The 22,036-nt window shown below is 70.7% G+C and carries 26 protein-coding genes; 14 read left to right on the top strand and 12 right to left on the bottom strand.

Translation table 11 applies throughout. From position 1 onward, the window contains the following. Window positions 1-95: 95 nt before the first annotated feature. Window positions 96-500: a TIGR03668 family PPOX class F420-dependent oxidoreductase gene (locus ACFY36_RS37885; RefSeq protein WP_499750719.1), complete on the bottom strand. Its 405-nt coding sequence runs from the start codon at window positions 498-500 to the stop codon at window positions 96-98. Further along, window positions 497-1,327 carry an LLM class F420-dependent oxidoreductase gene (locus tag ACFY36_RS37890; RefSeq protein WP_499750720.1) on the bottom strand — a complete coding sequence of 277 codons (831 nt, stop codon included), beginning with the start codon at window positions 1,325-1,327 and terminating at the stop codon, window positions 497-499. Before ACFY36_RS37890 ends, ACFY36_RS37885 begins: the two co-directional genes overlap by 4 nt. 67 nt (window positions 1,328-1,394) lie before the next feature. Between ACFY36_RS37890 and ACFY36_RS37895 the strand changes: the two genes are divergently transcribed. Then, the gene (locus ACFY36_RS37895; RefSeq protein WP_499750721.1) at window positions 1,395-1,571 is read left to right on the top strand and encodes a hypothetical protein; all 177 of its coding nucleotides are present in this window, start codon (window positions 1,395-1,397) and stop codon (window positions 1,569-1,571) included. Here the strand turns inward: ACFY36_RS37895 and ACFY36_RS37900 are convergent. The 3 genes from ACFY36_RS37900 to ACFY36_RS37910 form a co-directional block, all read right to left on the bottom strand. After that, the gene (locus tag ACFY36_RS37900) at window positions 1,526-3,313 is read right to left on the bottom strand and encodes a GAF domain-containing SpoIIE family protein phosphatase (RefSeq protein WP_499750722.1); all 1,788 of its coding nucleotides are present in this window, start codon (window positions 3,311-3,313) and stop codon (window positions 1,526-1,528) included. The genes ACFY36_RS37895 and ACFY36_RS37900 overlap by 46 nt on opposite strands. A gap of 76 nt (window positions 3,314-3,389) precedes the next feature. Next, entirely contained in the window at window positions 3,390-4,061 is a 672-nt protein-coding gene (locus tag ACFY36_RS37905; protein WP_499750723.1) for a response regulator transcription factor, read from the bottom strand. After that, entirely contained in the window at window positions 4,058-5,068 is a 1,011-nt protein-coding gene (locus tag ACFY36_RS37910) for a sensor histidine kinase (protein ID WP_499750724.1), read from the bottom strand. Before ACFY36_RS37910 ends, ACFY36_RS37905 begins: the two co-directional genes overlap by 4 nt. 98 nt (window positions 5,069-5,166) lie before the next feature. Here ACFY36_RS37910 and ACFY36_RS37915 point away from each other — a divergent pair, with 98 nt between their 5' ends. Beyond that, on the top strand, window positions 5,167-5,532 hold the full coding sequence (locus tag ACFY36_RS37915; protein WP_499750725.1) for a hypothetical protein: 366 nt from the start codon (window positions 5,167-5,169) through the stop codon (window positions 5,530-5,532). Between the two features lie 224 nt (window positions 5,533-5,756). Here the strand turns inward: ACFY36_RS37915 and ACFY36_RS37920 are convergent, their stop codons facing one another. Next, window positions 5,757-6,401, bottom strand: coding sequence for an HAD family hydrolase (locus tag ACFY36_RS37920; protein WP_499750726.1), 645 nt, complete (start codon window positions 6,399-6,401; stop codon window positions 5,757-5,759). Then, the gene (locus ACFY36_RS37925; protein WP_499750727.1) at window positions 6,398-8,311 is read right to left on the bottom strand and encodes an amylo-alpha-1,6-glucosidase; all 1,914 of its coding nucleotides are present in this window, start codon (window positions 8,309-8,311) and stop codon (window positions 6,398-6,400) included. Before ACFY36_RS37925 ends, ACFY36_RS37920 begins: the two co-directional genes overlap by 4 nt. A 36-nt stretch (window positions 8,312-8,347) precedes the next feature. On the opposite strand from ACFY36_RS37925, the gene ACFY36_RS37930 reads away from it, so the two are divergent. Continuing rightward, complete coding sequence (locus ACFY36_RS37930; protein WP_499750728.1) at window positions 8,348-10,984, top strand: MGH1-like glycoside hydrolase domain-containing protein; 2,637 nt, start codon at window positions 8,348-8,350, stop codon at window positions 10,982-10,984. Window positions 10,985-11,010: 26 nt separating this feature from the next. Here the strand turns inward: ACFY36_RS37930 and ACFY36_RS37935 are convergent, their stop codons facing one another. Beyond that, complete coding sequence (locus ACFY36_RS37935; protein ID WP_499750729.1) at window positions 11,011-11,946, bottom strand: alcohol dehydrogenase catalytic domain-containing protein; 936 nt, start codon at window positions 11,944-11,946, stop codon at window positions 11,011-11,013. A gap of 49 nt (window positions 11,947-11,995) precedes the next feature. On the opposite strand from ACFY36_RS37935, the gene ACFY36_RS37940 reads away from it, so the two are divergent. Then, window positions 11,996-12,565: a TetR/AcrR family transcriptional regulator gene (locus ACFY36_RS37940; protein ID WP_499750730.1), complete on the top strand. Its 570-nt coding sequence runs from the start codon at window positions 11,996-11,998 to the stop codon at window positions 12,563-12,565. 393 nt (window positions 12,566-12,958) lie between these two features. Next, window positions 12,959-13,324, top strand: coding sequence for a nuclear transport factor 2 family protein (locus tag ACFY36_RS37945; RefSeq protein ID WP_499750731.1), 366 nt, complete (start codon window positions 12,959-12,961; stop codon window positions 13,322-13,324). Between the two features lie 164 nt (window positions 13,325-13,488). On the opposite strand, the gene ACFY36_RS37950 is transcribed toward ACFY36_RS37945, so the two are convergent. The 3 genes from ACFY36_RS37950 to ACFY36_RS37960 form a co-directional block, all read right to left on the bottom strand. Next, window positions 13,489-13,842 carry a hypothetical protein gene (locus ACFY36_RS37950; RefSeq protein WP_499750732.1) on the bottom strand — a complete coding sequence of 118 codons (354 nt, stop codon included), beginning with the start codon at window positions 13,840-13,842 and terminating at the stop codon, window positions 13,489-13,491. A gap of 204 nt (window positions 13,843-14,046) precedes the next feature. Continuing rightward, window positions 14,047-14,718 carry a response regulator gene (locus ACFY36_RS37955; RefSeq protein ID WP_499750733.1) on the bottom strand — a complete coding sequence of 224 codons (672 nt, stop codon included), beginning with the start codon at window positions 14,716-14,718 and terminating at the stop codon, window positions 14,047-14,049. Beyond that, on the bottom strand, window positions 14,719-16,041 hold the full coding sequence (locus ACFY36_RS37960; protein ID WP_499750734.1) for a sensor histidine kinase: 1,323 nt from the start codon (window positions 16,039-16,041) through the stop codon (window positions 14,719-14,721). It lies immediately after the preceding gene. A gap of 216 nt (window positions 16,042-16,257) precedes the next feature. Here ACFY36_RS37960 and ACFY36_RS37965 point away from each other — a divergent pair, with 216 nt between their 5' ends. The 9 genes from ACFY36_RS37965 (at window position 16,258) to ACFY36_RS38005 (ending at window position 21,609) form a co-directional block, all read left to right on the top strand. Continuing rightward, the gene (locus tag ACFY36_RS37965; protein ID WP_499750735.1) at window positions 16,258-16,731 is read left to right on the top strand and encodes a DUF1707 SHOCT-like domain-containing protein; all 474 of its coding nucleotides are present in this window, start codon (window positions 16,258-16,260) and stop codon (window positions 16,729-16,731) included. 56 nt (window positions 16,732-16,787) lie between these two features. Then, complete coding sequence (locus tag ACFY36_RS37970; RefSeq protein ID WP_499750736.1) at window positions 16,788-17,612, top strand: metal-dependent hydrolase; 825 nt, start codon at window positions 16,788-16,790, stop codon at window positions 17,610-17,612. Between the two features lie 39 nt (window positions 17,613-17,651). Then, a complete protein-coding gene (locus ACFY36_RS37975) occupies window positions 17,652-18,683 on the top strand; it encodes a glycoside hydrolase family 43 protein (RefSeq protein WP_499750737.1) in 1,032 nt (343 codons plus the stop codon). 141 nt (window positions 18,684-18,824) lie between these two features. Beyond that, window positions 18,825-18,968, top strand: coding sequence for a hypothetical protein (locus ACFY36_RS37980; protein ID WP_499750738.1), 144 nt, complete (start codon window positions 18,825-18,827; stop codon window positions 18,966-18,968). A gap of 224 nt (window positions 18,969-19,192) precedes the next feature. Then, window positions 19,193-19,417 (top strand): hypothetical protein, encoded by a 225-nt coding sequence (locus ACFY36_RS37985; protein ID WP_499750739.1) that lies wholly within the window; start codon window positions 19,193-19,195, stop codon window positions 19,415-19,417. Window positions 19,418-19,558: 141 nt separating this feature from the next. Beyond that, on the top strand, window positions 19,559-19,702 hold the full coding sequence (locus ACFY36_RS37990; RefSeq protein ID WP_499750740.1) for a hypothetical protein: 144 nt from the start codon (window positions 19,559-19,561) through the stop codon (window positions 19,700-19,702). Between the two features lie 224 nt (window positions 19,703-19,926). Next, a complete protein-coding gene (locus tag ACFY36_RS37995) occupies window positions 19,927-20,070 on the top strand; it encodes a hypothetical protein (protein WP_499750741.1) in 144 nt (47 codons plus the stop codon). 136 nt (window positions 20,071-20,206) lie between these two features. Continuing rightward, entirely contained in the window at window positions 20,207-21,001 is a 795-nt protein-coding gene (locus ACFY36_RS38000; RefSeq protein ID WP_499750742.1) for a siderophore-interacting protein, read from the top strand. 11 nt (window positions 21,002-21,012) lie between these two features. Further along, complete coding sequence (locus ACFY36_RS38005; protein WP_499750743.1) at window positions 21,013-21,609, top strand: TetR/AcrR family transcriptional regulator C-terminal domain-containing protein; 597 nt, start codon at window positions 21,013-21,015, stop codon at window positions 21,607-21,609. Here the strand turns inward: ACFY36_RS38005 and ACFY36_RS38010 are convergent. Beyond that, entirely contained in the window at window positions 21,597-22,019 is a 423-nt protein-coding gene (locus ACFY36_RS38010) for a MarR family winged helix-turn-helix transcriptional regulator (protein WP_499750744.1), read from the bottom strand. The two genes, ACFY36_RS38005 and ACFY36_RS38010, sit on opposite strands and share 13 nt — an antisense overlap. Between the last annotated feature and the right edge of the window lie 17 nt (window positions 22,020-22,036).

Genomic DNA, 22,036 nt, shown 5'->3' on the forward strand with positions numbered 1-22,036 from the left:
GCCACCGCCGTCGCCCCGCCTCCAGTGCCCCACCGCCACCGCCGCTGTCCCGCCGCCACCGCCGTCGCCCCGCCGCCGCCCTCGCCCCGCCGCCGTCACGCGCCGCCATCGCGACCTACCCAATTTGTCCACTTTTTCACTGTTATTTCGATATATGGACCGGCCGGCGCAACGTGCCTGTACTGCGGGTACTTGGCGATCAGCTCACGGAATCCGGCGGGTGCGTCCTCGCGGACCCGGGCCACGCCGTCCGCCCGTACCCACCAAAGGTTTTGCCAATCGCTGTCGTAATGGTCGGCCAGGACGGTGACCCGCGGCTCGGCGGCGATGTTGGCCAGCCGCTTCAAAGCCCGGCTCCGTTTCGGCTTGGCGTCCACGGCGGAGATGATCACGTTGCCGACCAGGGCGAACACGATCGGCACGAGATGCGGCGCCCCGTCCGCGCCCACCGTGGCCAGGCGGGCCACCGGCTGCGCGGCGAAACGCTCGGCCGGGGTCACCGCCCGACCAGCTCGCCGATCGCCTTCTCCCACTTCTCCAGGGCCGGCTCGACCACACTCCACGGGCCCGACGGCAGCCACACCGACGCCCGCTCGATCCCGGCCTCGGCGCACTTCTCCAGGGCCTTCGGATCGGCCGGAACGCTCAGCATCTGGATCTGCAGGTAGCGGTCGGCCCGCGCGCGCAGCTCGGCCACCCTCGCCGCGATGTTGTCGTCGCGCCACTGCGGGAACCAGCCGTCGCCGTACTCCAGCACCCGATCGACCACGCTCTCGCCGCCACCGCCGATGAGCACCGGCGGGTTCGGCTTCTGCGCGGGCTTGGGCCACGACCAGATCCGGTCGAAGTTGACGAACTCGCCGTGGAAGCTCGCCTCCTCCTGCGTCCAGATCTCCTTCATCGCCTTGATCCGCTCGCCGAACAGCCGCACCCGCGTCCGCGGATCGGTGCCGTGGTTGCGCATCTCCTCGCGGTTCCAGCCGATGCCCACCCCGAAGTCGAGCCGCCCGCCGCTGAGATGGTCGACGCTGGCCACCTCCTTGGCCGTGGTGATCGGATCACGCTCGATGACCAGGCACACCCCGGCGCCGATCCGCAGCCGGCTGGTCGCCTCGGCCGCGGCCGTCAGGGCGACGAAGAGGTCGTACGTGTGTGAGTACTTCTGCGGCAGCACGTCACCACCGGGCCAGGCCGTCTCACGGCTCGCCGGGATGTGCGTGTGCTCCGCGAAGTAGAGCGCGGCGTGCCCGCGCTCCTCGACCCGCCGAGCGATCTCACCGGGCCGAACGCCGTCGTGGGTGGGGAAGTAACCGACACCGAAATCCATGCCGTTGATCCTATGAACCGCCCCGCCACCCCGCGACGTGTGAGGAAAAAGCGCGGAGGAGAGTCCCATGATCCTCGTTATCGCAGTCGCCGCCGCCCTGCTGGTCGGTTTCCTGGCCGGCGTGGTGTCCTTCAAGAAGACCAACGAATACTGCGACCGCCACGGCGTGACCCGCCTCTGTCCCCTGTGCGCGGACGCTCAGGAGCCCAGCACCTGGGAGCTCGCCCCCACCGTGAAGGCGTGAGGCGTGGCGACCAGCAGCAGCGCCACGTCGTCGTCGCGGGACGCGGCGCCGGCCTGCCTCAGCAGGCGATCGGCCAGCAGCTCGATGTCGTCGGTGGCGTGTTCGGACAGCAGGCGCTGGACCCGGGCCAGGCCGGCGTCGATCGTGGCCGTACGGCTTTCGACCAGGCCGTCGGTGTGCAGCATGACGACCGTGCCGGGTGGTAGGTGCTGGGTCTGGTTGCGGCGGGAGATGCGGCGCACCGCGCCGATCAGCGGGTCGTGCGCGCCCAGGGAGACGACCCGCCCGTCCGGCCGCAGCATGACGGGCGCCGGGTGCCCGGCGTTGGCCCAGGTCATCTGATATCCGCCGGCGTCGTCCGGCTCGAGGTAGGCCAGCAGCACCGTGGCCAGGTTCTCCAGGCCCACCGACCGGCGGGTGTGCTCCAGCCGGCGCAGCACGGCCGACGGTGGCTCGTGCCGGTCGATGACGAGCGTGCGCAGCATGCTGCGGTATTGGCTCATCGCCGCGGCCGCGGTCACGCTGTGCCCGGTGACGTCGCCCATGACCAGCACGACCCGGTCACCGTCCAGGGTCAGCGCGTCGTACCAGTCGCCGCCGACGTGGTCCTCGCGGTGCGCCGGGGCGTAACGGGCCGCCATCCGCAGCTTCGGGTGGTGGGGCAGCGGGCTGAGCAGCGCCTTCTGCATCACCGCGGCGGCCGTGCGCCGGTCCGCCAGAACGTTGGCGCGGGTCAGCGCCTGCACCACGAAACCGGACAACGCGGTCAGGATCGCCTGCTCGCCCGGGTCCAGCACGTACGGCTGCTTCCACACGAACGTCAGCGCGCCGGCCGGTCCGGTGGGTCCCCGCAGCGGCACGCTGGCCGCCGACTGCCACCCCAGCTCCTCGAAGGTGCTCAGCGCGTCCGGCGCCGTGGCGGCGACCGCCGCCAGATCGGGCAACAGCACCGGCCGGCCGGTCCGCGCGGCCAGCGCCGACGGGGTCCTGGTCCCGGCCGGGTAACGCGCCCACCGTTCGGCCTGCGCCGGGGGCAGCAGCCTCTTCGACGGCAGGGCCACCTGCTCGCCCTCCCCGAGCAGGGAGACACCGACGTACACCGGGTCGAGCGTGCCCGTCACCAGCTCCCGCACCGCGTCGACCACCTTGTCGACGCTGTCGGCGTCGGCCAGGGCCGCGCTGGCGTGCAACAGCAGCCGGGTCCGGCCGGCGACCAGTTCGGCCGCGAACCGGGCGATCCGCGCCCGCAGAGTGTCGGAGCAGGCCGCGGCCAGGTCGGCCAGCAGCGACAGCTCGGCCCCGGTCCACTGCCGGGGCTGGTGGTCGATCGCGCAGAGGGAGCCGAGCACGCGCCCGTCGGCGTCGGTCAGCGGCATTCCCGCGTAGCCGACCACGTCCAGGTCGTCGATGGCGAGGCTGTCGCGCACGCGGTCGTCGGCGCGGGCGTCGACGACCACCAGCGGCTCCCGGGTGGCGACCACGTGCTGGCAGAACGAGTGGGACAGCGGGGTCTGCCGCTCCTCCTGCCACGGATGGCCCAGCCCGCAGGCGCCCGGGAAGACCTGCCGGTCGTCGCTGACCAGCGACACCAGCGCGACCGGCACGCGCAGCGCCTGGCGGACGATCTCGGCGAACCGGTCGAACGCCTCGTCGGCGGCCGCGCCGAGCCCGGTATGCCGGAGCGCCTCGAGCCGCGCCTGGTCGGCCAGCGCCCGGCGCAGGTCGTCGTCGGGACTCGTCACGAAGACGACGCGATCAGCATCCGAGAATTATGACCACGGATACCGGCCGGTAGCCACCGGCCGATCGTGCCGTCGGTCAGTCTCTTCGGTGGTGCTGCATGAGCCCGCCGCGATGCGCGATCGCCACCAGCTGGGCCCGGCTCGACGCTCCCACCTTGGCCAGGATGCGGCTCACGTAGGTCCGTACGGTGTCCGGACTCAACCGCATCTCCCTCGCGACCTCGGCGTTGTCGCCGCCGTCGGCCACGGCGACGAGCACCTGGCGCTCCCGGCGGCTGAGCCGGCTCAGCCGGGGATCGGGCGCAAGCGGGGCGGGCGAGTCGGCGGCGGTCGCCATGACACGCCGCGCCACCTCCGGGGAGAGCACCGGCTCCCCGCGGGCGGCCGCCCGCACGGCGGCCCGCAGCCGTTCCGGCTCGGTGTCCTTGAGCAGGTAGCCGTCGGCGCCGGCCCGCAACGCCCCCAGCACCTCGGCGTCCGTGTCGAACGTGGTGAGCATCAGCACGGCCACGCCGGCGCACTCGGGATCCGCGCGGAGAGCCCGTGTGGCGGCCACCCCGCCGACGCCGGGCATCCGCACGTCCATCAGGACCACATCCGGTCCCGTACGGCGGACCAGCCCCACGACCTGAGCCCCGTCGGAGGCCTCGCCGACCACCGTGATCGGCTCGCCGTCGCCACCCTGGAGCAGCGCGGTCAGCCCGGCCCGCACGATCGCCTGGTCGTCGGCGAGCACCACCCGCGTCATTCGGCATCACGGGGGATCGTCGCCTCGACGCGCCAGCCGGCGGTCAGGCGGCCGCCCAGGGCCGCGACCTCGGCGCGGAGGCCGTCGAGCCCGGTGCCGTCGTCGACGCGTACGACCAATTGGTCCTGGTCCTGGCGAACCTCGACGTCGATGGAGCGGGACGCGGAATGGCGCAGGGTGTTGGTGATCGCCTCACGGACCACGCGGTGGGCGGCCGCGGCCGATGGCCCGTCGATCGGGTCGATGCGCGTGTGCACGTCGAAGCCGGCCGCCCGCGCGGTGCCGGCGACCATCTCGATGTCGGCGGCGGTCGCCCGGCCGGCGTGCAACTGCCGCACCGCGGCCCGCAGCGCCGTCAGCGCCTCCGAGATCGAGGCGGTGACCTGGTCGAGCGCCCGCGACGCGGCGGCCGGATCGCGACGGTCCTCCTGCTTGGCGACGCCGGCGTGGATCGCGGCCACGGTCAGGGTGTGTCCGATCGAGTCGTGCAGCTCGCGGGAGAGCGTCTGTTTGTGCTCGTCCAGCCGGTGCTCGGCGGCCAGCGCGATCTGCCGCTCGGTCAGCTCACCGATCCGGCGCCGGGCCCGGACCAGCTCGCCCAGCGCGATGGCGGCGACGGCCAGCGCGACGTGCCCCACCATGTCGTAGAGAAGGACGTACTTCTCGCTCTGCCCTTCGAGGATCCGGAAGACGGCCGACACGCCGAGCGCGATCGTCGCGGCGGCGACGGCCGAGCGCCGATGCCCGGCCTCGGCCGCCGAGTAGAGGGCGGCCGCCACCGGCACGGCGACGCCGATCGCCGGATAGCCGGCGGTGTAGTAGGCGAACAGCCCGAACACGGTGAGGGCGAGAACCAGCCGGGGATAGGCACGGCGGCGCAGCATCAGGGCGCCCAGGGCGACGGCCCAGACGTACGCCCCCGGACCGTTCTGTCCACCCTGGCCGGCCGAGACCACGACGGCCAGCACGGCCGCCACCCCGGCCGCGAGCACCACGTCTCGTCTCACCCTTTCGATGCTAAGAGCTTGCGTGTACGCCCAGAAGCGACAAACACGGTCGCCCACAGCCGGATGGCCTGGGGTGCGGCCGGCCCTACGGTCGCCGCATGAGCCTCGGTCTGCGCCCCTGGGTGATCGTCCTGCTCGGCCTGCTGGCCGCCCCGCGGGTGGTGCTGCATGACCTCGACCTGATCCACGAGAGAACGGGCGTCAACGCGGCCCTCGTCTTCATTCCGCTGCTCGTTTGGGTCGCGGTGGCCATCCGCTGGTCGACGAACCCGTTCCTGTCGCTGCTGGCCGCCGGCGGCGTCTACGGAGTGGCTCTGGCCGTGATCCACAACCTCCTGTGGGACGGCGACGCCGTTCTGCTGCGCGGCGCCATCACGGTCAGCAGCCTTTTCACCGGCTTCGCCGTCGGCGCGATCTGCGGCGCCGTCGCCTGGCTGGTCAGCCGGCTCCGCCGCCCACGCTGATGTCCGCGTTCAGATCTTGTCGAGGACGATCTCCAGGTCGCGAGGCGTCAACGGGCGAGGAGCCCGTCGTCCGGCGCTTCCGCGTCCTCGACGGGGATCTCGGCGAACCGCCGGAAACCTCGAGGGTGGTTGGCACGTCGCCGGGGGTCGGCGAGCCCGGCCGAACGCCGGCGTCGCCGAGCATGGCGGTCAGGATGTCCCTCACGGTGCTGCTCAACATCTGCTCATCCTCGGCGTCCGAGAATGAGGTCCTTCAACTCGCCCAGGGTGTCGATGCGGTGCCTGGCCTGTGTGAAGTCCTGCGATTGTGTGAAGTCGTTGTGGACGACTACGCAGTCGATGCCGGCCGCCACGGCTGAGTTCAGGCCTCTCGACGAGTCCTCGACGACCAGCGCCTCCTCCGCGGTCGCGCCGAAGCGCCTCAGGGCGGTCAGGTACGGCTCCGGGTGGGGCTTGCTCAGCTCGTAGTCCTCGCGCACCAGGACGAAGTCCATGAACTGCCGGATTCGCCGCTCCTCGTGGATGAGGTCGAAGTCGGCGCGCTTCGCGGTGGTCACGATGGCCATGCGGACGTGTTTCGACAGGTCGGACAGGACCTCGGTCACGCCCTCGATCTCGATCGCCTCCGTCCGCAGATAGTCCTGATAGTAGCGATCACGGACCGTTCGCAGCCGGCTGATGGTTGGCTCGTCGACACCGGCCGCCCGGGCCTGCGCCCAGGTTCCCTGCCCTTGGCTCATGTCACGCAGGTACCGGTCCTTGTCCACGGGCACGCCGATGCCGGCCAGGGCGCGTTCGCCGGCCCTGAAGTACCAGGACTCGGTGTCGACCAGCACGCCGTCATGGTCGAAGAGCACGTACTTTTTCACAGGCGGCGAACTCGCAGGGCCTCGGCCACCGACCACGCCTGGAACGGGCAACCGGTGGCGGCGTGCGGCGCGTTGCCGTCGGCCGTCTCCGAGATGGAGCCCAGGCCGTACTCGGACAGGTGGTCGTCCGAATCGGAGATGATCTGGGTGGCCGGCACTCCTATGCGGTGCCAGGCCGTCACGAACGGGCCGATCAGCCACGGCCAGACCGTGCCGGTGTGATAGGCCGCGTCGCGTTCGGCGGGAGTTCCCCGATGCGTGCCCCGATATCCAGGGGTGTGCTGGGCCTGGCTCCGCAAGCCCAGCGGTGTCATCAGGGCGGCGCCGATCGTCTGCAGGGCCGCGGGAGTCGGGCGGAGCGGCGCGTACGGCAACGACCAGGCCAGGAGCTGATTGGGGCGCATGGTGTCGTCGTCGCCGGACGGGCCGTCCACGACGTCGTGGAGCGTGCCGGCCGGGGTCGGGAAGCGGCGGGCGAAGCTCGTCAGGGCCTCGGGGTGGGCCTTCACGGCGGGGCCGGCGCCGGAGCGGGCCTGCCAGGCCAGCTTGATGACCATGGCCAGGGCGTTGATCCAGAGGGCGTTGATCTCGACCGGCTTGCCGGCTCTCGGGGTGATGGGCACGCCCTCGACCCGGGCGTCCATCCAGGTCAGAGCCTCGCCGGCGGCACCCTGGCGCAGTAGGCCGTCGGCGGGGTCGACGGCGATGCCGTAGCGGGTGCCGCGCAGGTGGTGGTCGACGACGTCCAGCAATGCGGGAAGCAAGGTGGCGGCCAGGTCGACGTCGCCGGTCACGGCCACGTGGCGGCCCACCGCGTGCACGAACCACAAAGTGCCGTCGGCGGTATTGAAAGAGACGCTGCCCGTGTCGGCCGTGTTGGCCAGCATGCCCTCCGACAGCGTGGCGGCGTACGACAGCAATAAAGATCGTCCCTCGTCGAAGCGGCCCGTGGACAGGAAGAGGCCCTCGTAGCTGATCATCGTGTCGCGGGACCAGGCGCCGAACCACGGATAGCCCGCGACGACGTCAGGACCTTTGGCCGTACGGACGATGAAAGCGTCCGCCGCGAGCGCGAGCATCGCCTGGTCGTCGTCGGCCGGGGCGGCCGCCGCGACCACGGCCACGTTGCGGGCGCGGGCCGCCGTCACGACCTCCTCGGCCGGCGGAGGCGGCGAGCCGAGATCGCCCGACCAGGCCGTGACCAGAGCCGCGGCGCCGGGCTGGCGTAACTCGGCGTGGAAGCTCCCCGCGTACCAGAGATCCTCGGTCGGGGTGAGGCCCCGTGCCGCCTCCTCGCGGTGCCGCACCCCGCGCCACCACGCGCCCGCCGGGCGGAATTCGGGACCCCGCAAGCGGTACGCCTCCTCGACCACGCATCCGCCCTCGGCCGCGGTGACCGTGGGCGGCGGGCCGGCGGCCGTGCGTTCGCCGTGGATGTCGCGCCAGGTGCACAGGGCCTCGAGGGTGAGGCTGACCGGGCCGCCGGTGAGCAGGCGGTGGACCACCGCGACGGCCGGCCGGCCCGCGACCATGGCCAGCGTGCGCTCCAGGACGACGTCGCCGATCCGCCAGCGCCAGCGGGGCAGGCCGTCGACCAGCTCGAAACCGGTCAGCAGCTCGTGGCCGCGCGGGGCGATCGTGCCGTCCGACCATTCGTGCGTGGCCAGGCGTACCGACGTACCCGAAGCAAGCGTGAGAACCGGATCGAGCGAGGCCAGGGCCAGCCGGCGCGAAGCCGGCGTTTCGCCCGCGACGACGAGCAGGCCGTGGTAGCGCCGGGTCCGCAGTCCCCCGATCGTGCCCATGGCGTAACCGCCGGCGCCGTCGGGTACAAGCCACTCACGAGTGGCGGACTCGCCGAGGTGCCCGCACACCTGGGGGCCGAACGCCGTCCTGCGCAGCGTAGCCATCAGATGACCTCCAGTTCTCGGGCACAATCAATCTAGATGGCATCGGATGTGGGGGTGAGACACGGCGTGGCGGAGCGCTTACGGCTGGCGCAGGCGGACTCCGGCGAGCAGCCGTGGCGGGCATGGGGCCCCTACGTGGCGGAGCGCGCGTGGGGCACGGTCCGGGAGGATTACAGCGAGCACGGAACGGCGTGGGACTACTTTCCCCATGACCACGCGCGGTCGCGAGCCTACCGGTGGAACGACGACGGCATGGCCGGTATCTGCGACGACCGGCAGACGTTCTGTTTCGCGCTGGCCCTGTGGAACGGGCAGGACCCGATCCTCAAGGAGCGGATGTTCGGGCTCGGCGGCGACGGCGGCAACCACGGCGAGGACGCCAAGGAGTACTGGTGGTACCAGGACTCGACGCCCACCCACTCGTGGATGCGGTGGCGTTACCACTATCCGCAGGAGGCTTTCCCGTACGACCAACTGGTCCGCGTCAACGGGCAGCGGTCCCGGGAGGAGCCGGAGTACGAGCTCGCCGACACCGGGGTGTTCGACGAGGATCGCTATTGGGCGGTGACCGTCGACTACGCGAAGGCGTCGCCGAAGGACATGTGCATCGCGATCCACATCGCCAACCGCGGCCCGTCGACGGCCACCTTGCATGTGTTGCCGACGTTGTGGTTCCGGAACACGTGGTCGTGGGGGCTGCCCAACCGCGCCGTACCGGCAATCGTCGGCCGTCCCGGTCGTCTCGCCGGGCGGCATCGCACGCTCGGGAGCATCGTCCTGGAGGGCGACGACCGCGGCCAGCCGCTCCTCTGTGACAACGAGACCAACTCGCAGAGGCTATGGGGCCAGCCTGGTACGACCATGTTCCCGAAGGATGGCATCAACGACTTCCTGGTCTCCGGCGCGCCGACGGTGAACCCCTCGCTCACTGGAACAAAAGGTGCATTGCACTATCTGATCACCCTTGGACCTGGAGAAAGTCGGACAATTCGCCTCAGGCTCGCGGCCGAAGATGATCAAGTGGGCGCGCTGGATCTGGCCGACGACTGGAACGAAGTCATGCGGGCGCGGCTCGCGGAGGCCGACGAGTATTTCGACGACGTGATCCCGGCCGCCGCGTCGGCCGAGGAGAAGGCCGTCGCCCGGCAGGGCATCGCCGGTCTGATGTGGGGCAAGCAGTTCTACCACTTCGACGTGAAGCAGTGGCTGGCCGGCGATCCCGGCTCGGCGCCGCCGCCACCCGGCCGGCGCTACGGGCGCAACAACGCCTGGTGGCACATGAACAGCTTCGACGTCATCTCCATGCCCGACCCGTGGGAGTACCCGTGGTACGCGGCGTGGGACCTGGCGTTCCACTGCGTCTCCATCGCCCGCGTCGACCCGGCCTTCGCCAAGGCGCAGCTCGTACTGCTGCTGCGCGAGTGGTACATGCACCCCAACGGTCAGATCCCGGCCTACGAGTGGGCGTTCGGCGACGTCAACCCGCCCGTGCACGCGTGGGCGGCGCTGCGCGTCTTCGAGATCGACGGCGGCCGCGACTTCGACTTCCTGGCCCGCGTCATGCACAAGCTGCTGATGAACTTCACCTGGTGGGTCAACCGCAAGGACGTCGGCGGCAACAACGTCTTCGAGGGCGGCTTCCTCGGCCTGGACAACGTCGGGCCGTTCGACCGCTCGGCCGCCCTGCCGGTGGCCGGCGTGCTGGAGCAGTCCGACGGCACGGGCTGGATGGCCATGTACGCCCTGAACCTGCTCGACATGGCGATCCGGCTCGCCCTGCACGACCGCACCTACGAGGACATGGCGACGAAGTTCTTCGAACACTTCGCCTACATCGCCGAGGCGGCCTATCGCCAGGGCCTGTGGGACGAGGAGGACTGCTTCTTCTACGACCAGCTGCGCCTGCCCGACGGCCACAAGCTGCCGCTGAAGGTCCGCTCGATCGTCGGCCTGCTCCCGCTGGCCGCGACGACCCGGATCACGAAGGCCACGCTGGACCGGCTGCCCGAGCTGAGCGCCCGGCTGCGCTGGCTGCGCGCCTCACAGGGCGAGGTGGCCGACGTGATCAGCGCCCGACGGCTCTCCCCCGAGGGCCGTCAGCAGCGGCTGCTGGCCATGGTCGGGCAGGATCAGCTGCTGCGTGTGCTCGGCCGCATGCTCGACCCGGAGGAATTCCTTTCGGCGTACGGCATCAGGACCCTGTCCCGATCGCACCTGGAGAAGCCCTTCACGGTGTCGCTGGGCGGCTCCGACTTCACCGTGGGCTACGAGCCGGCGGAGAGCACGAGCGGCCTGTTCGGCGGCAACTCCAACTGGCGCGGCCCGATCTGGATGCCGGTCAACTATCTGCTCATCGAGGCCCTTCGTGAGTACGCCGGTTTCTTCGGCCACGACTTCAAGGCGGAATATCCGACGGGTTCCCAGCGGAAGGAGCCCTTGGCCGACATCGCCGACGACATCTCGCGGCGCCTGATCGCCCTCTTCCTGCCGGACGAGAACGGCCATCGCCCCATCTACGGCGCCTCGGAGCTGCTGCAGACCCACCCCGACTGGAAGGACCTGATCGTCTTCCCGGAGTACTTCCACGGCGACAACGGCGCCGGCCTGGGCGCCTGGCACCAGACGGGCTGGACCGCCCTGGTGGTCGACCTGATCCTGACGCTGCGCCGCTGAAGCCGTTGTGAAACACGGGAGAAGCCTCAGACGGTCAGCACGATCCGCCCGAACACCTGACCCGCGTCCATCAGCCGGTGGGCCTCCGAAGCTTCCGCCAACGGCCGGATGTCGTGCACAACCGCTTTCAGATCCACGAACGACCTTTCCCGTACGCCTCGGAGCGCACTCGCCGGCACAGTGTCGGCGCTGAAGGTCGCCACGGTCAGCGACTTCCGGAAGGCGGCCATCAGCCGCCCGCCGAGGTCGGCCGGCGGCGGCCCGTCCACCGCGCCCACGATCACGAGGCGCCCGTTGGCCGCGAGCCGGTCGAGCATCAGCCCCTCCCCCGCCACGACGTCGATGATGACGTCGTACGCCTCGGGCCCGTCCCCTTCGCCGGCCCGGTCCAGCACATGCGTGGCGCCGAGCTCCCGCAGCCTGCGGCCCCGCTCGGCCGAACTCGTCGTCACGGCCACCGCCGAGGCGCCGCCACGCGCGGCGAGCTGGACGGTCGCGATGCCGAGACTTCCGGCCGCCCCTCGCACCAGCACCGACTCCCCCGCCGAGAAGCGCGCGTGAGCCAGCCCGAAATGCCCGACCACCCCGGCGCTACCCAGCGTCACCGCGTCGACCGGCGAGACACTGTCCGGCAGCGGCACCACGTCACCGACCGCCACGACCGCCTTCTCCGCGTAGCCACCGCCCGTCCCGGTGAAGGCCCACACGCGCCGCCCCACCCATCCCGGATCGACGCCGTCGCCGACCGCGGCCACCGTCCCCGCCACTTCGCCGCCGGGCACGAAGCCTTCCCGGAAGCCGTACGCGGCGAGCGCACCCCGCCGGATCAGCACGTCGACGCCCGCGACCCCGGCCGCCTCGACCGCGACCAGCACCTGCCCGGTCGCGGGAACCGGGTCGCGCAGCTCGACGACGCTCAGCCCGTCCGGGCTCCCGAACTCCTTGATCACCACAGCTCTCATGCTTCGCGACGTTAACGGACGCCCCCGTCCACTTGGCTAAAGTGAGAGCGTGAGCCCACGTTTGCCTCAGACACCGCTGCGCTCGGACGCCCGCGACAACCGCGACCGCATCCTCGAGGCGGCCCGCGCGATCTTCGCCACCGAGGGGCTCGACGTGCCGATGCGCGAGATCGCCCGCCGGGCCGGTGTCGGCCCGGCCACCCTCTACCGCCGCTTCCCGACCAAGCAGGCGCTGATCACCGAGGCTTTCACCGAGCAGATGTACGCCTGCTACGCCATCGTCGACGAGGGCCTGGCCGATCCCGACGCGTGGCGCGGGCTGCGCACGGTCGTCGAGAGGCTCTTCGCGCTGCACGCCGAGGACCGCGGTTTCGCCCGGGCCTTCACCGACACGGCCGCCCGCGAGCGGGGCGTCGTCTCCCTGGCCGAGTTGCTCCGCCGGGCCAGGGAGGCCGGCCACCTGCGCCCCGACGTCACCGTCGACGACCTGATCCTCGTGCTGGTGGCCAATTCGGGCCTGCGCGCCACCGCGGCCACCACCCGCGTGGCGGCTTCACGCCGCTTCGCCGAGCTGACCCTGCGCGCCTTGGCCGCCACCCCCGATCCAGCCCGCCCCTGAACCGCGCTCCTCAGCCCGGCACGCCCGGCACCGCACCCTTCAAAGCCGGCACGCCCCGCGCCGCGCCCCCTCAGCCCGGCACGCCCCGCCCCGCGCCCCCTCAGCCCGGCACGCCCCGCGCAGCGCCCCCTCAGCCCGGCACGCCCCGCGCCGCGCCGCCTCAGCCCGGCACGCCCCGCCCCTGAGACGCGCGCCTCGAAGCCGGCCAGCCGCCTCGCCGGTGAAACGCGCGCCCGAAGCCGGCCCGACCCGCCCTGCCCTGAACGCGCCCATACGGGAGGCCGGCAGCCGGTCCTGGAGCGAAACCTGAAACCGTGCCGGCACCGCGGGATGTCAAGGGCGCGTCACCGGCTACGACCATCCAGGACGACACACCACGAGCCGGGAGAGCGCATGTCACGCAACATCGAGACGGTCGAGAGGTACCTCGACGGGTTCCGCCGGAGTGACCACCAGCAGATCCTGTCGTGCCTCACCGATGACATCGAGTGGACGGTGTTCGGTGCCTTCCACCTCACCGGCAAGGCCGCCTACGACGCGAACATCGAAGGGCCGGGCTTCGCCGGGCCGCCGCGGCTCGAGGTCGTGCGGATGGTGGAGCAGGGCGACACCGTGATGGCCGAACTGAGCGGATCGGCCACGCGCGACACCGGCGATGTGATGCGCATGTCGATGGCCGAAGTGTTCCGGATGCGGGACGGGAAGATCTGCGAGCGGCGGGCCTGGGTGATCGAGCTCAAGGAAAACGATCATCGTTAGGAAATTGCCCGAAAGTACTAGTGGAATTGCTTTGCGGAGAAGACACGCCGTTCCCACTATCACTTCACATCGGCCGGAAACCGCAAACCTGGGAATAGCCTGCAAATGCAAAAAAGCGAGGGCCGCACCCGTCGCCGGGGTGCGGCCCTCGCTGTGTAACGAAATTACCGGTGGCCGTGCGGGCGGTTCGGGCCGTGGCCGTGGTGCTGACCGCGGACGTCCTTGGTCACCTTCAGTGCGACCCAGCCACGCTTGAAGCCGCGCTGCACGCGGTCGCAGTCGAACCGGTCCCACTTGTCGTGGAACTGGCCGATGCGGCCGACCTTGAAGCACTGGCTCTGCGTGCGGTAGAAACCGACAAGGCGCTCGCCACGGGGGCTCTTGTGGTCGCTGGCCTGCGCGGCCGCGCCACCCTGGGCCGGGCCGGCGAGGGCCGCGGCGGCGGGGGCGACGCCCATGGTCAGGCCGGCGGCCAGGGCCACACCGGTCATCGTGATCTTGCGCGTGACCTTATTCATGACAACTGCCTTTCTCTCTCATCAAGCGGTGCCTGATGGGGAGAATGTTAGGAGGCACGCTGCATTTTCAACGCGCAGAAACACAACCACTAAAGAGTGAATGATTTCCGTACGGCAAACGATGAATATAAAAGATCATTTGGAATCGTCGCGCAGGTACATATACCAGTACGAGGTGCCGACAAAGACAACCGCGCCGATCGGTCAGCCGAGCCAGCCGGGGCGGATCAGGCCGGCCTCGTACGCGTAGACGACCAGCTGGGCGCGGTCGCGGGCGCCCATTTTGATCATCGTGCGGCTGACGTGGGTCTTGGCGGTGGCCGGGCTGATCACCAGGCGGGCCGCGATCTCGTCGTTGGACAGGCCCTCGGCGACCAGCACCAGCACCTCGCGCTCGCGGTCGGTGAGCTGGTCGAGCGCGACCGGCGGCGGCGCCTGGCGCCCGCGGCTGCCGCCCGCGAACTCGCCGATCACGCGGCGGGTCACGCTCGGCGAGAGCAGCGCGTCGCCGGCCGCGACCGCGCGGACCGCGCGGATCAGCTCGACCGGCTCGGTGTCCTTGACCAGGAAGCCCGAGGCGCCCGAGCGGAGCGCCTCGAAGACGTACTCGTCAAGCTCGAAGGTGGTCAGAATGACCACCCGCACGCCGGACAGGGTGGGCTCGGCCGCTATCCGGCGGGTCGCCTCGAGGCCGTCGACGCCCGGCATCCGGATGTCCATGAGCACGACGTCGGGCCGGGTCTGCTGGGCCAGCTTGACCGCCTCGAGCCCGTCGGCCGCCTCCCCCACGATCCGGATGTCCGGCTCCGCGTTCAGCAGCGCCCGGAAGCCGGCCCGCACCAGCAGCTGGTCGTCCGCCAGCAACACCGAGATCATCTAGCACTCCTCCTGGGATGACGACGGTGTCGGCAGCAACACCGAGACGAGATAGCCCCCATCGACCGGCCCGGCCTCCACCTGCCCACCGAGACTCTCGGCCCGGGCCCGCATGCCCGCGATCCCGGTCCCGGCATGCCCCTCCGCGGGCGCGCCGGGCGGCGGGGCCTCGATCGCGTCGTTGCGGATGCCCAGGTGCAGCGCGGTCGGCAGGTAGTCGACGTTGACCCGGGCCGTGGCGCCCGGGCCGGCGTGGCGGCGGACGTTGGTCAGGGCTTCCTGGACGATCCGGTACGCCGCGCGGTCCACCTCGGGTGGCAGGTCGCGCGGATCGCCGGTCACTCTGGTCTCGACCGGTAGGCCGGCGTCGGCCGTCAGGTCCTCCAGCCGGCTCAGGCCGAGAGCGGGCTGTCGCGGGGCGGCCTCGTCCTCGGTGCGCAGCACGCCCAGCACCGCCCGGACCTCGCGCAGGGCCTCGGCGCTGGCCGTCTTGATCGCGGTGAGCGCCTCGCGGGCCTGCTCGGGCTGCCGCTCCATGAGGTGCAGCCCCACGCCGGCCTGCACGTTGATCAGCGAGAGGTGGTGGCCGAGCACGTCGTGCAGCTCGCGGGCGATCCGCAGTCTCTCCTCGGACGCCTGCCGCTTCTCCTGCTCCTCGCGGGCCCGGGCCCGTTCGGCCCGCACCTTCATGATCTCGGCCATGTGCTCGGCCCTCGACTTCGAGGCGCTGCCCAGGAAGACCATCAGGACCATGCCGACGGGCAGCAGCAGCGCCTCCCGCAGTCCGGGCTGCGCGCCCGGGTTCAGATCGAGACGATCGGCGAAGAACCCACAGACCAGGAGGTACGTCGCGTACGCCGCGCCGCCGGAGATGATGGCCGCCGTCGGCCGCCCGTTGCGGGCGATCTGGAAGAGGGCCACCGCCGGCGCCACCGCGTAGACCCAGCTCGGCTCGGCGACCGTCGCGAAGCCGATCGACGCGGCCGCCGCGACCGCGAAGACCGTGATCGGATAGGACCGCCGCCACAACAACGCGACCGGCCCGATCACGAGCAGGATCCACGCCCAGGGCGTCAGCGGCACGAAGACCTTGCCGTCGTCGGCCAGCCCGTTGCCGCCGAGCACGTGGAAGAGCACCCCGGCGATGACGGCACCGACCCCGGGATGCATACGGTTGCCCCGGAACCGCCCGGTGCGATTCTCCGCCCGCCATCCCGGCCCCAGGTCCTCCGCGCGCCAGGGAGGGCCGTACGCCGGCCCGCGCCGCGATGGCGCCGGGCCGTCGCCGGACCAGGGCGGCTCCCACCGATGTCTCTCCCTCACGCTGCGAACATACCGACGCCGGGGAGTGCTGGGCATCGGCGTGCGGACGACGCAACCGTGCTCCCGGGGGTGTACGGCTCGCGGTTGGTGTACTCCTCCAGGCGTACGGCCGAAGAAGCGGATAACCCACAGGCCGCAGGAAAGATGCTCCGGCGGGCCGACGCCGCAGGCGGCGGAAACGCCGATTCTGGTGTCACGAACCACTGAGGAGGAGCGGTGCAACCCAACGACACCAAACGGATGCGTACCTCCGACAAGGAACGCGAGCAGGTCGCCGAGATCCTGCGGGCCTCGATGGCCGAGGGGCGGCTCGACATGACCGAAGGTGAGGAGCGGCTGGCCGCCTGCTACGCGGCGAAGTTCCGCGACGAGCTCACTCCGCTGACCGCCGATCTTCCCGGTAACGGACTGTGGGCACTCGCCGAGTCACCCGAGGTGAAGAAGGCGACACGCCGGGGCTTGCGGCGGCATTTCAACATCGTCGTGTCGGTCGCGATGATCCTGACCGGTTTGTGGATCATCTCGGGGGCGCACTTCTTCTGGCCCGCGATCCCGCTCGCCTTCCTGGTCATGGGCCTCATCCGGCACGCTCGATGGGGTCGCTACGCCTACGCCCACCGGGTCGCGCCGTGGAACGCGCCCGGCTATTCGGGGCACCCCAGATTCCACAGTGGCCATCGAGGTTGTTGATCTTCCCTCCCCGCTCTGCCAGAGTTACCCGGCTCTGTGGGGAGGGACAACAAAACATGATGGGTCCGTCGCACGCCCTTTCGGGCGCGGCCGCCTGGCTCGCCGGCAGTTGGGCACTCGACCAGCTCGCCGGATACGAGCAGTCACCGCTGGCCGTGGGCGTCGGCACGCTCGTCTGCGCGGGCGGAGCGCTGCTGCCCGACCTCGACCTGTCCGGCAAGGTCACCCGTAATCAGGGCGGCGCCACGGTCGCGCGGACGTTCGGCGTGTTCTCGTTGTTCGCGGCCGAGGTGATCGAGAAGGTGTCGCTCGGCGTCTACACGGCGACCCGGCTCAGCAAGGACCCGCGCCGCAACAACGGGCACCGCACCTTCACCCACACGCTGCCGTTCGCGGCCCTGGTCGGCTGGGGCACGACGGCGCTGGCCAACCATTACGGCAAGTGGGCGGTGGTCGGCATCGTGTTCTTCATGGCCGGCCTGGCGCTGCGCGGCCTGTTCGACGAGTGGGCCGAGCGCGCCGGCTGGGTCATCGTGACCCTCTGCTCGGCCGCCATCGCCTGGTTCACCGCGGCCAACCTGCCCGGCGACCGCGGTTATCCGTTACTGGGGTTCGCGGTGGCGGTCGGCTGCGTGGTGCATCTCCTGGGCGACATCATCACGTCGGCCGGCGTGCCGATCCTGTGGCCGATACCGACCGGGCGCCGGCTCTGGCGGATGGTCGGCGTCCCGAACAGCATGGCGGTCAAGGTCGGCGGCAAGGTCGAGACCGTCGTTCTCCGTACGGCCTTCGTGATCGTCTCGCTCCTGGCCATCGCCGGCATCTTCGCGCCTTCCCTTTTGCACCAGCTGGAGCTGGACACTTGGGCCGACCGAGGCTGATTCATTGACAGTTGTCTCTATGGCTCGGATCGTCGAGCCATGAGGCTTCTCGTCGTCATCACGGTGCTGCTCCTCGGCTTCGCGTCGCCGGCCGCGGCCGCACGGACATCGTTGCGCGCGGCCGATCCGAGCGTCATCCGGGTCGGCGCGACGTACGTCGGTGTGCAGTCGACGGGTGGCGGCATCGCCGTACGCCAAGGATCGTCGCCCGAAGCAGTCGCCACCGCGACGGCGCGCACGGTCTGGAGCGACACGCGCAACCTCGGCGAGGTGTGGGCGCCGGAGATCGTGTTGGACGGCGGCCGCTATTACATCTACTTCTCGGCCGGGCGCGCTTCGGCCCATCGGATGTACGTCATCAGCTCCACCTCCGCCGCCAGCGGCTACGGCGGCGAGACCCAGGTGGCGCTGCCGGACAACAAGTGGGCCATCGACGGCAGCATGTTCGTCTTCAACGGGCAGCGCTGGTTCGTGTGGTCCGGATGGGCCGGCGACACGAACGTCGAGCAGAACATCTACATAGCAAGAATGAGCAGTCCGTACGCCGCCACGGGCGCCCGGTACGTCATTTCGCAGCCGCGTGAGGGCTGGGAACGCGTGGTCGGCAACCCGTTCATCAACGAGGGCCCGGAGCCGATCCGCGACCCCGACGGCCGCCTGCACATCGTCTACTCGGCGAACGGCAGCTGGAGCGACCAGTACTGCCTGGCCGACCTGCGGCTGCGCGCCGGCGGCGACCCCACGTACGTCTGGGACTGGTACAAGTCCAACGGCTGCCTCTTCGGCTCGAACCGGGCCACCATGATGCCCGGCTGGGACCCCACGCTGACCGTCAACGGCCCCGGCCACCACACGTTCGTCCTGCTCAACGGCGACATCGCGACCAGCCCGCCGGCCGGACCGCGCTTCCCCTTCATGTACCACGCGGTCGCGAAGGGCACGCCGTACGCCTGGGAGAACCGCTACTGGTACACCGGCACCTTCGTCTGGTGGGGCAACTCCACCTATTCCCGGGCGAACGTCCCCGGCCCCACCTCCGACACCGGCTTCAGCCTGAAGTTCTTCGAGTGACTTGAACAACTGGACGGCTCGGGTGCACCCGCTCCTCGACGCAACCCGGCCCGCATCAACACCGCGATCACCGTCCGGCACGGCTCACCCGAGCCCGAAGAGATCGTCGCCGCCCTCCGCAACCACCCCGGCGACCGATGGATGGCGAAACCCCTGAACGCCCGCGACTACCTGCTCGACACCATCTTGCACAGCCAGGACACGGCCGTCCCCCTCGACCAGGAGTTCCCGGTCAAAGCCGAGCAGAGCCGCGCCAGCCTGCAACGCGTGCAGGAGATGAGCTGACCGCTCGGGGCCCGGCGCCGCCTCGCCCACCACACCCTGCAAACCACCGACACCGACTGGGCACCCTCAAATTCTTCCAGTGACTTGAACAACTGGACGGCTCGGGTGCACCCGCTCCTCGACGCAACCCGGCCCACATCAACACCGCGATCACCGTCCGGCACAGCTCACCCGAGCCCGAAGAGATCGTCGCCGCCCTCCGCAACCACCCCGGCGACCGATGGATGGCGAAACCCCTGAACGCCCGCAACTGCCTGCTCGACACCATCTTGCACAGCCAGGACATGGCCGTCCCCCTCGACCAGGAGTTCCCGGTCAAGGCCGAGCAGAGCCGCGCCAGCCTGCAACGTGCAGGAGATGAGCCGACCGTTCGAGGCCCGGCGCCGCCTCGCCCACCACACCCCGCAAGCCACCGACACCGACTGGGCGCCCTCAAGTTCTTCCAGTGACTTGAACAACTGGACGGCTCGGGTGCACCCGCTCCTCGACGCAACCCGGACCGCATCAACACCGCGATCACCGTCCGGCACGGCTCACCCGAGCCCGAAGAGATCGTCGCCGCCCTCCGCAACCACGCCGGCGACCGATGGATGGCGAAACCCCTGAACGCCCGCAACTGCCTGCTCGACACCATCTTGCACAGCCAGGACACGGCCGTCCCCCTCGACCAGGAGTTCCCGGTCAAGGCCGAGCAGAGCCGCGCCAGCCTGCAACGCGTGCGGGAGATGAGCTGACCGTTCGGGGCCCGGCGCCGCTTCGCCCACCACACCCCGCAAGCCACCGACACCGACTGGGCGCCCTCAAGTTCTTCCAGTGACTTGAACAACTGGACGGCTCGGGTGCACCCGCTCCTCGACGCAACCCGGCCCGCATCAACACCGCGATCACCGTCCGGCACAGCTCACGCGAGCCCGAAGAGATCGTCGCCGCCCTCCGCAACCACGCCGGCGACCGATGGATGGCGAAACCCCTGAACGCCCGCAACTGCCTGCTCGACGCCATCGTGCACAGCCAGGACACGGCCGTCCCCCTCGACCAGGAGTTCCCGGTCAAGGCCGAGCAGAGCCGCGCCAGCCTGCAACGCGTGCGGGAGATGAGCTGACCGTTCGGGGCCCGGCGCCGCTTCGCCCACCACACCCCGCAAGCCACCGACACCGACTGGGCGCCCTCAAATTCTTCCAGTGACTTGAACAACGTTCACCTTGAACATCGTTCAAGATGCTGTCATGGTGGCGGCCATGATGAAGATTCGGCGACCGGGCTCGCGCCGGATGATCGAGCTGACGGTGCTGCACAACGCCCGGGTGAGCACCAGCTTCCGCCGCGTCACCCTCGGCGGGCCAGGCCTCGCGGATCTCGAGGACTCGGGGTTCGACCAGGCCGTACGTCTGTTCTTTCCCCGGCCGGGACAGGAAGCGCTGTTCATGCCGACCGTGTCGAACGACGCGTGGATGGCCCAGTTCCTGATGCGCCCCAAGGCGCGGCGGCCGCAGGTCCGCAACTACACGATCCGCGCCTTCCGCCAGTCCTCGCGGGAGATCGACATCGAGTTCGCGCTGCACGGCTCGGACGCGCCGGCGTCGGCCTGGGCCGCCTCGGCCGCGCCCGGCTCCCCCGCCGGCATCTTCGACGAGGGCATCGCCTATCTGCCCACGGCCAACGCGACCTGGCAGTTGCTGGTGGCCGACGAGAGCGCCGTCCCGGCCGCTCTCGCGATCATGGAGCAACTACCACCGTCGACCCGCGGCCTCGCCTATCTCGAGGTCCCTTCCTCAACGGATATTCGCGACGCCACCCACCCCGACGGCGTCACCGTGCACTGGCTCCCCCGCACGTCCGGCCGCCCCGGGGCGCTCGCCCTCGAAACGGTCAAGGCGGCCGACCTGCCACCCGGCCCCTTCTACACCTGGGTGGCCGGCGAGGCCGCGCTGCCGACCGGCCTGCGCCGCCACCTGGTGAACGACCGCGGCGTCCCGAGGTCCGACATCAACTTCATCGGGTACTGGCGGCAGGGCCGGTCCGCGCCCGGCTAGGGTTTCGCCTCATGGGCCAACTACGCCGGGCCGACGTGCTGCGGGGCGCGCGCGACCTGCTCGACGACGAGGGCCTCGACGCGTTCACCATGCGCCGGCTCGGCAGCCGCCTCGACGTGCGGGCCGGCGCCCTCTACTGGCACTTCCCCAACAAACAGGCCCTGCTGGAAGCGGTCGCCGACGACCTGATGACCGGCGTCGGCGACGACCTGCCCGACGCGCCCTGGCCCGAGCAGGTCACCGCCCTGGCCGTCGCGCTGCGCCGGGCTCTGCTCTCGGTCCGCGACGGCGCCCGCCTGATCGGCGAAACCTTCGTCACCGACACGAACCACGTCTTCCTGGGCGAGACCGCGGTCCGCATCCTCACCCAGGCCGGGCTCCCACCCGACCGCGCCGCCTGGACGCTGTTCGTCCTGGCCCACTACATCCTGGGCAACACCATCGAGGAGCAGACCCGCCGCCAGACACCCCCCGGCGAGCTGACCGCCAAGCTGGCCACCGGCGGCCCGCTGGCCGCGCTGGCCGACGCCGACCCCGACGAGCGCTTCCTCTACGGCGTCCACCTCATCATCGACGGCATCCGCCACCAGCTGTCTCACCCGTCATAGGGGTCCGTGATCTCGCGGAGGGCGGTCAGCGCCTCGCGCAGCTGCCGCGTGCGGGCGCGGCCCAGATGCTTCTCCCAAGCCGCCTCGATGTCGCGGACCACAGGCAGGCTGATCTCGACGAGCTCCTGCCCCTTCGCGGTGAGGACGACCAGCCGGGCGCGGGCGTCGCTGGGATCCGGCACCCGCCGGACGTAGCCGGAGCGCTCCAGCTGGTCGACGATCGAGCCGACGGTCTGCTTGCTGACCTGCGCGGCCTCGGCCAGATCGGCCAGCCGCGAGCCGTCGGCCGCGATGCGCTGGAACACCCGGGCCTGATTGAGCGGGATGTCATGGCCGTGCGCCTTCAGCTCGGCCAGCACGGCCGACTCCATGAAGCGGTACGGGACGAAGAGCAGGAGCCCGAGGTTCACGCCGACATCTTTCCAGA

This window comes from Actinoplanes sp. NPDC000266 (assembly GCF_042899005.1).
GTDB lineage: Bacteria > Actinomycetota > Actinomycetes > Mycobacteriales > Micromonosporaceae > Actinoplanes.

Coding starts and splice junctions, on each gene's coding strand:
- ACFY36_RS38005 (WP_499750743.1), top strand. CDS start 21,013: ATGGGCCAACTACGCCGGGCCGACGTGCTGCGGGGCGCGCGCGACCTG.
- ACFY36_RS37895 (WP_499750721.1), top strand. CDS start 1,395: ATGATCCTCGTTATCGCAGTCGCCGCCGCCCTGCTGGTCGGTTTCCTG.
- ACFY36_RS37945 (WP_499750731.1), top strand. CDS start 12,959: ATGTCACGCAACATCGAGACGGTCGAGAGGTACCTCGACGGGTTCCGC.
- ACFY36_RS37980 (WP_499750738.1), top strand. CDS start 18,825: ATGGCGAAACCCCTGAACGCCCGCGACTACCTGCTCGACACCATCTTG.
- ACFY36_RS37935 (WP_499750729.1), bottom strand. CDS start 11,946: ATGAGAGCTGTGGTGATCAAGGAGTTCGGGAGCCCGGACGGGCTGAGC.
- ACFY36_RS37985 (WP_499750739.1), top strand. CDS start 19,193: ATGGCGAAACCCCTGAACGCCCGCAACTGCCTGCTCGACACCATCTTG.
- ACFY36_RS37955 (WP_499750733.1), bottom strand. CDS start 14,718: ATGATCTCGGTGTTGCTGGCGGACGACCAGCTGCTGGTGCGGGCCGGC.
- ACFY36_RS37995 (WP_499750741.1), top strand. CDS start 19,927: ATGGCGAAACCCCTGAACGCCCGCAACTGCCTGCTCGACGCCATCGTG.
- ACFY36_RS37905 (WP_499750723.1), bottom strand. CDS start 4,061: ATGACGCGGGTGGTGCTCGCCGACGACCAGGCGATCGTGCGGGCCGGG.
- ACFY36_RS37990 (WP_499750740.1), top strand. CDS start 19,559: ATGGCGAAACCCCTGAACGCCCGCAACTGCCTGCTCGACACCATCTTG.
- ACFY36_RS37970 (WP_499750736.1), top strand. CDS start 16,788: ATGATGGGTCCGTCGCACGCCCTTTCGGGCGCGGCCGCCTGGCTCGCC.
- ACFY36_RS37950 (WP_499750732.1), bottom strand. CDS start 13,842: ATGAATAAGGTCACGCGCAAGATCACGATGACCGGTGTGGCCCTGGCC.
- ACFY36_RS37915 (WP_499750725.1), top strand. CDS start 5,167: ATGAGCCTCGGTCTGCGCCCCTGGGTGATCGTCCTGCTCGGCCTGCTG.
- ACFY36_RS37890 (WP_499750720.1), bottom strand. CDS start 1,327: ATGGATTTCGGTGTCGGTTACTTCCCCACCCACGACGGCGTTCGGCCC.
- ACFY36_RS38000 (WP_499750742.1), top strand. CDS start 20,207: ATGATGAAGATTCGGCGACCGGGCTCGCGCCGGATGATCGAGCTGACG.
- ACFY36_RS37925 (WP_499750727.1), bottom strand. CDS start 8,311: ATGGCTACGCTGCGCAGGACGGCGTTCGGCCCCCAGGTGTGCGGGCAC.
- ACFY36_RS37930 (WP_499750728.1), top strand. CDS start 8,348: ATGGCATCGGATGTGGGGGTGAGACACGGCGTGGCGGAGCGCTTACGG.
- ACFY36_RS37975 (WP_499750737.1), top strand. CDS start 17,652: ATGAGGCTTCTCGTCGTCATCACGGTGCTGCTCCTCGGCTTCGCGTCG.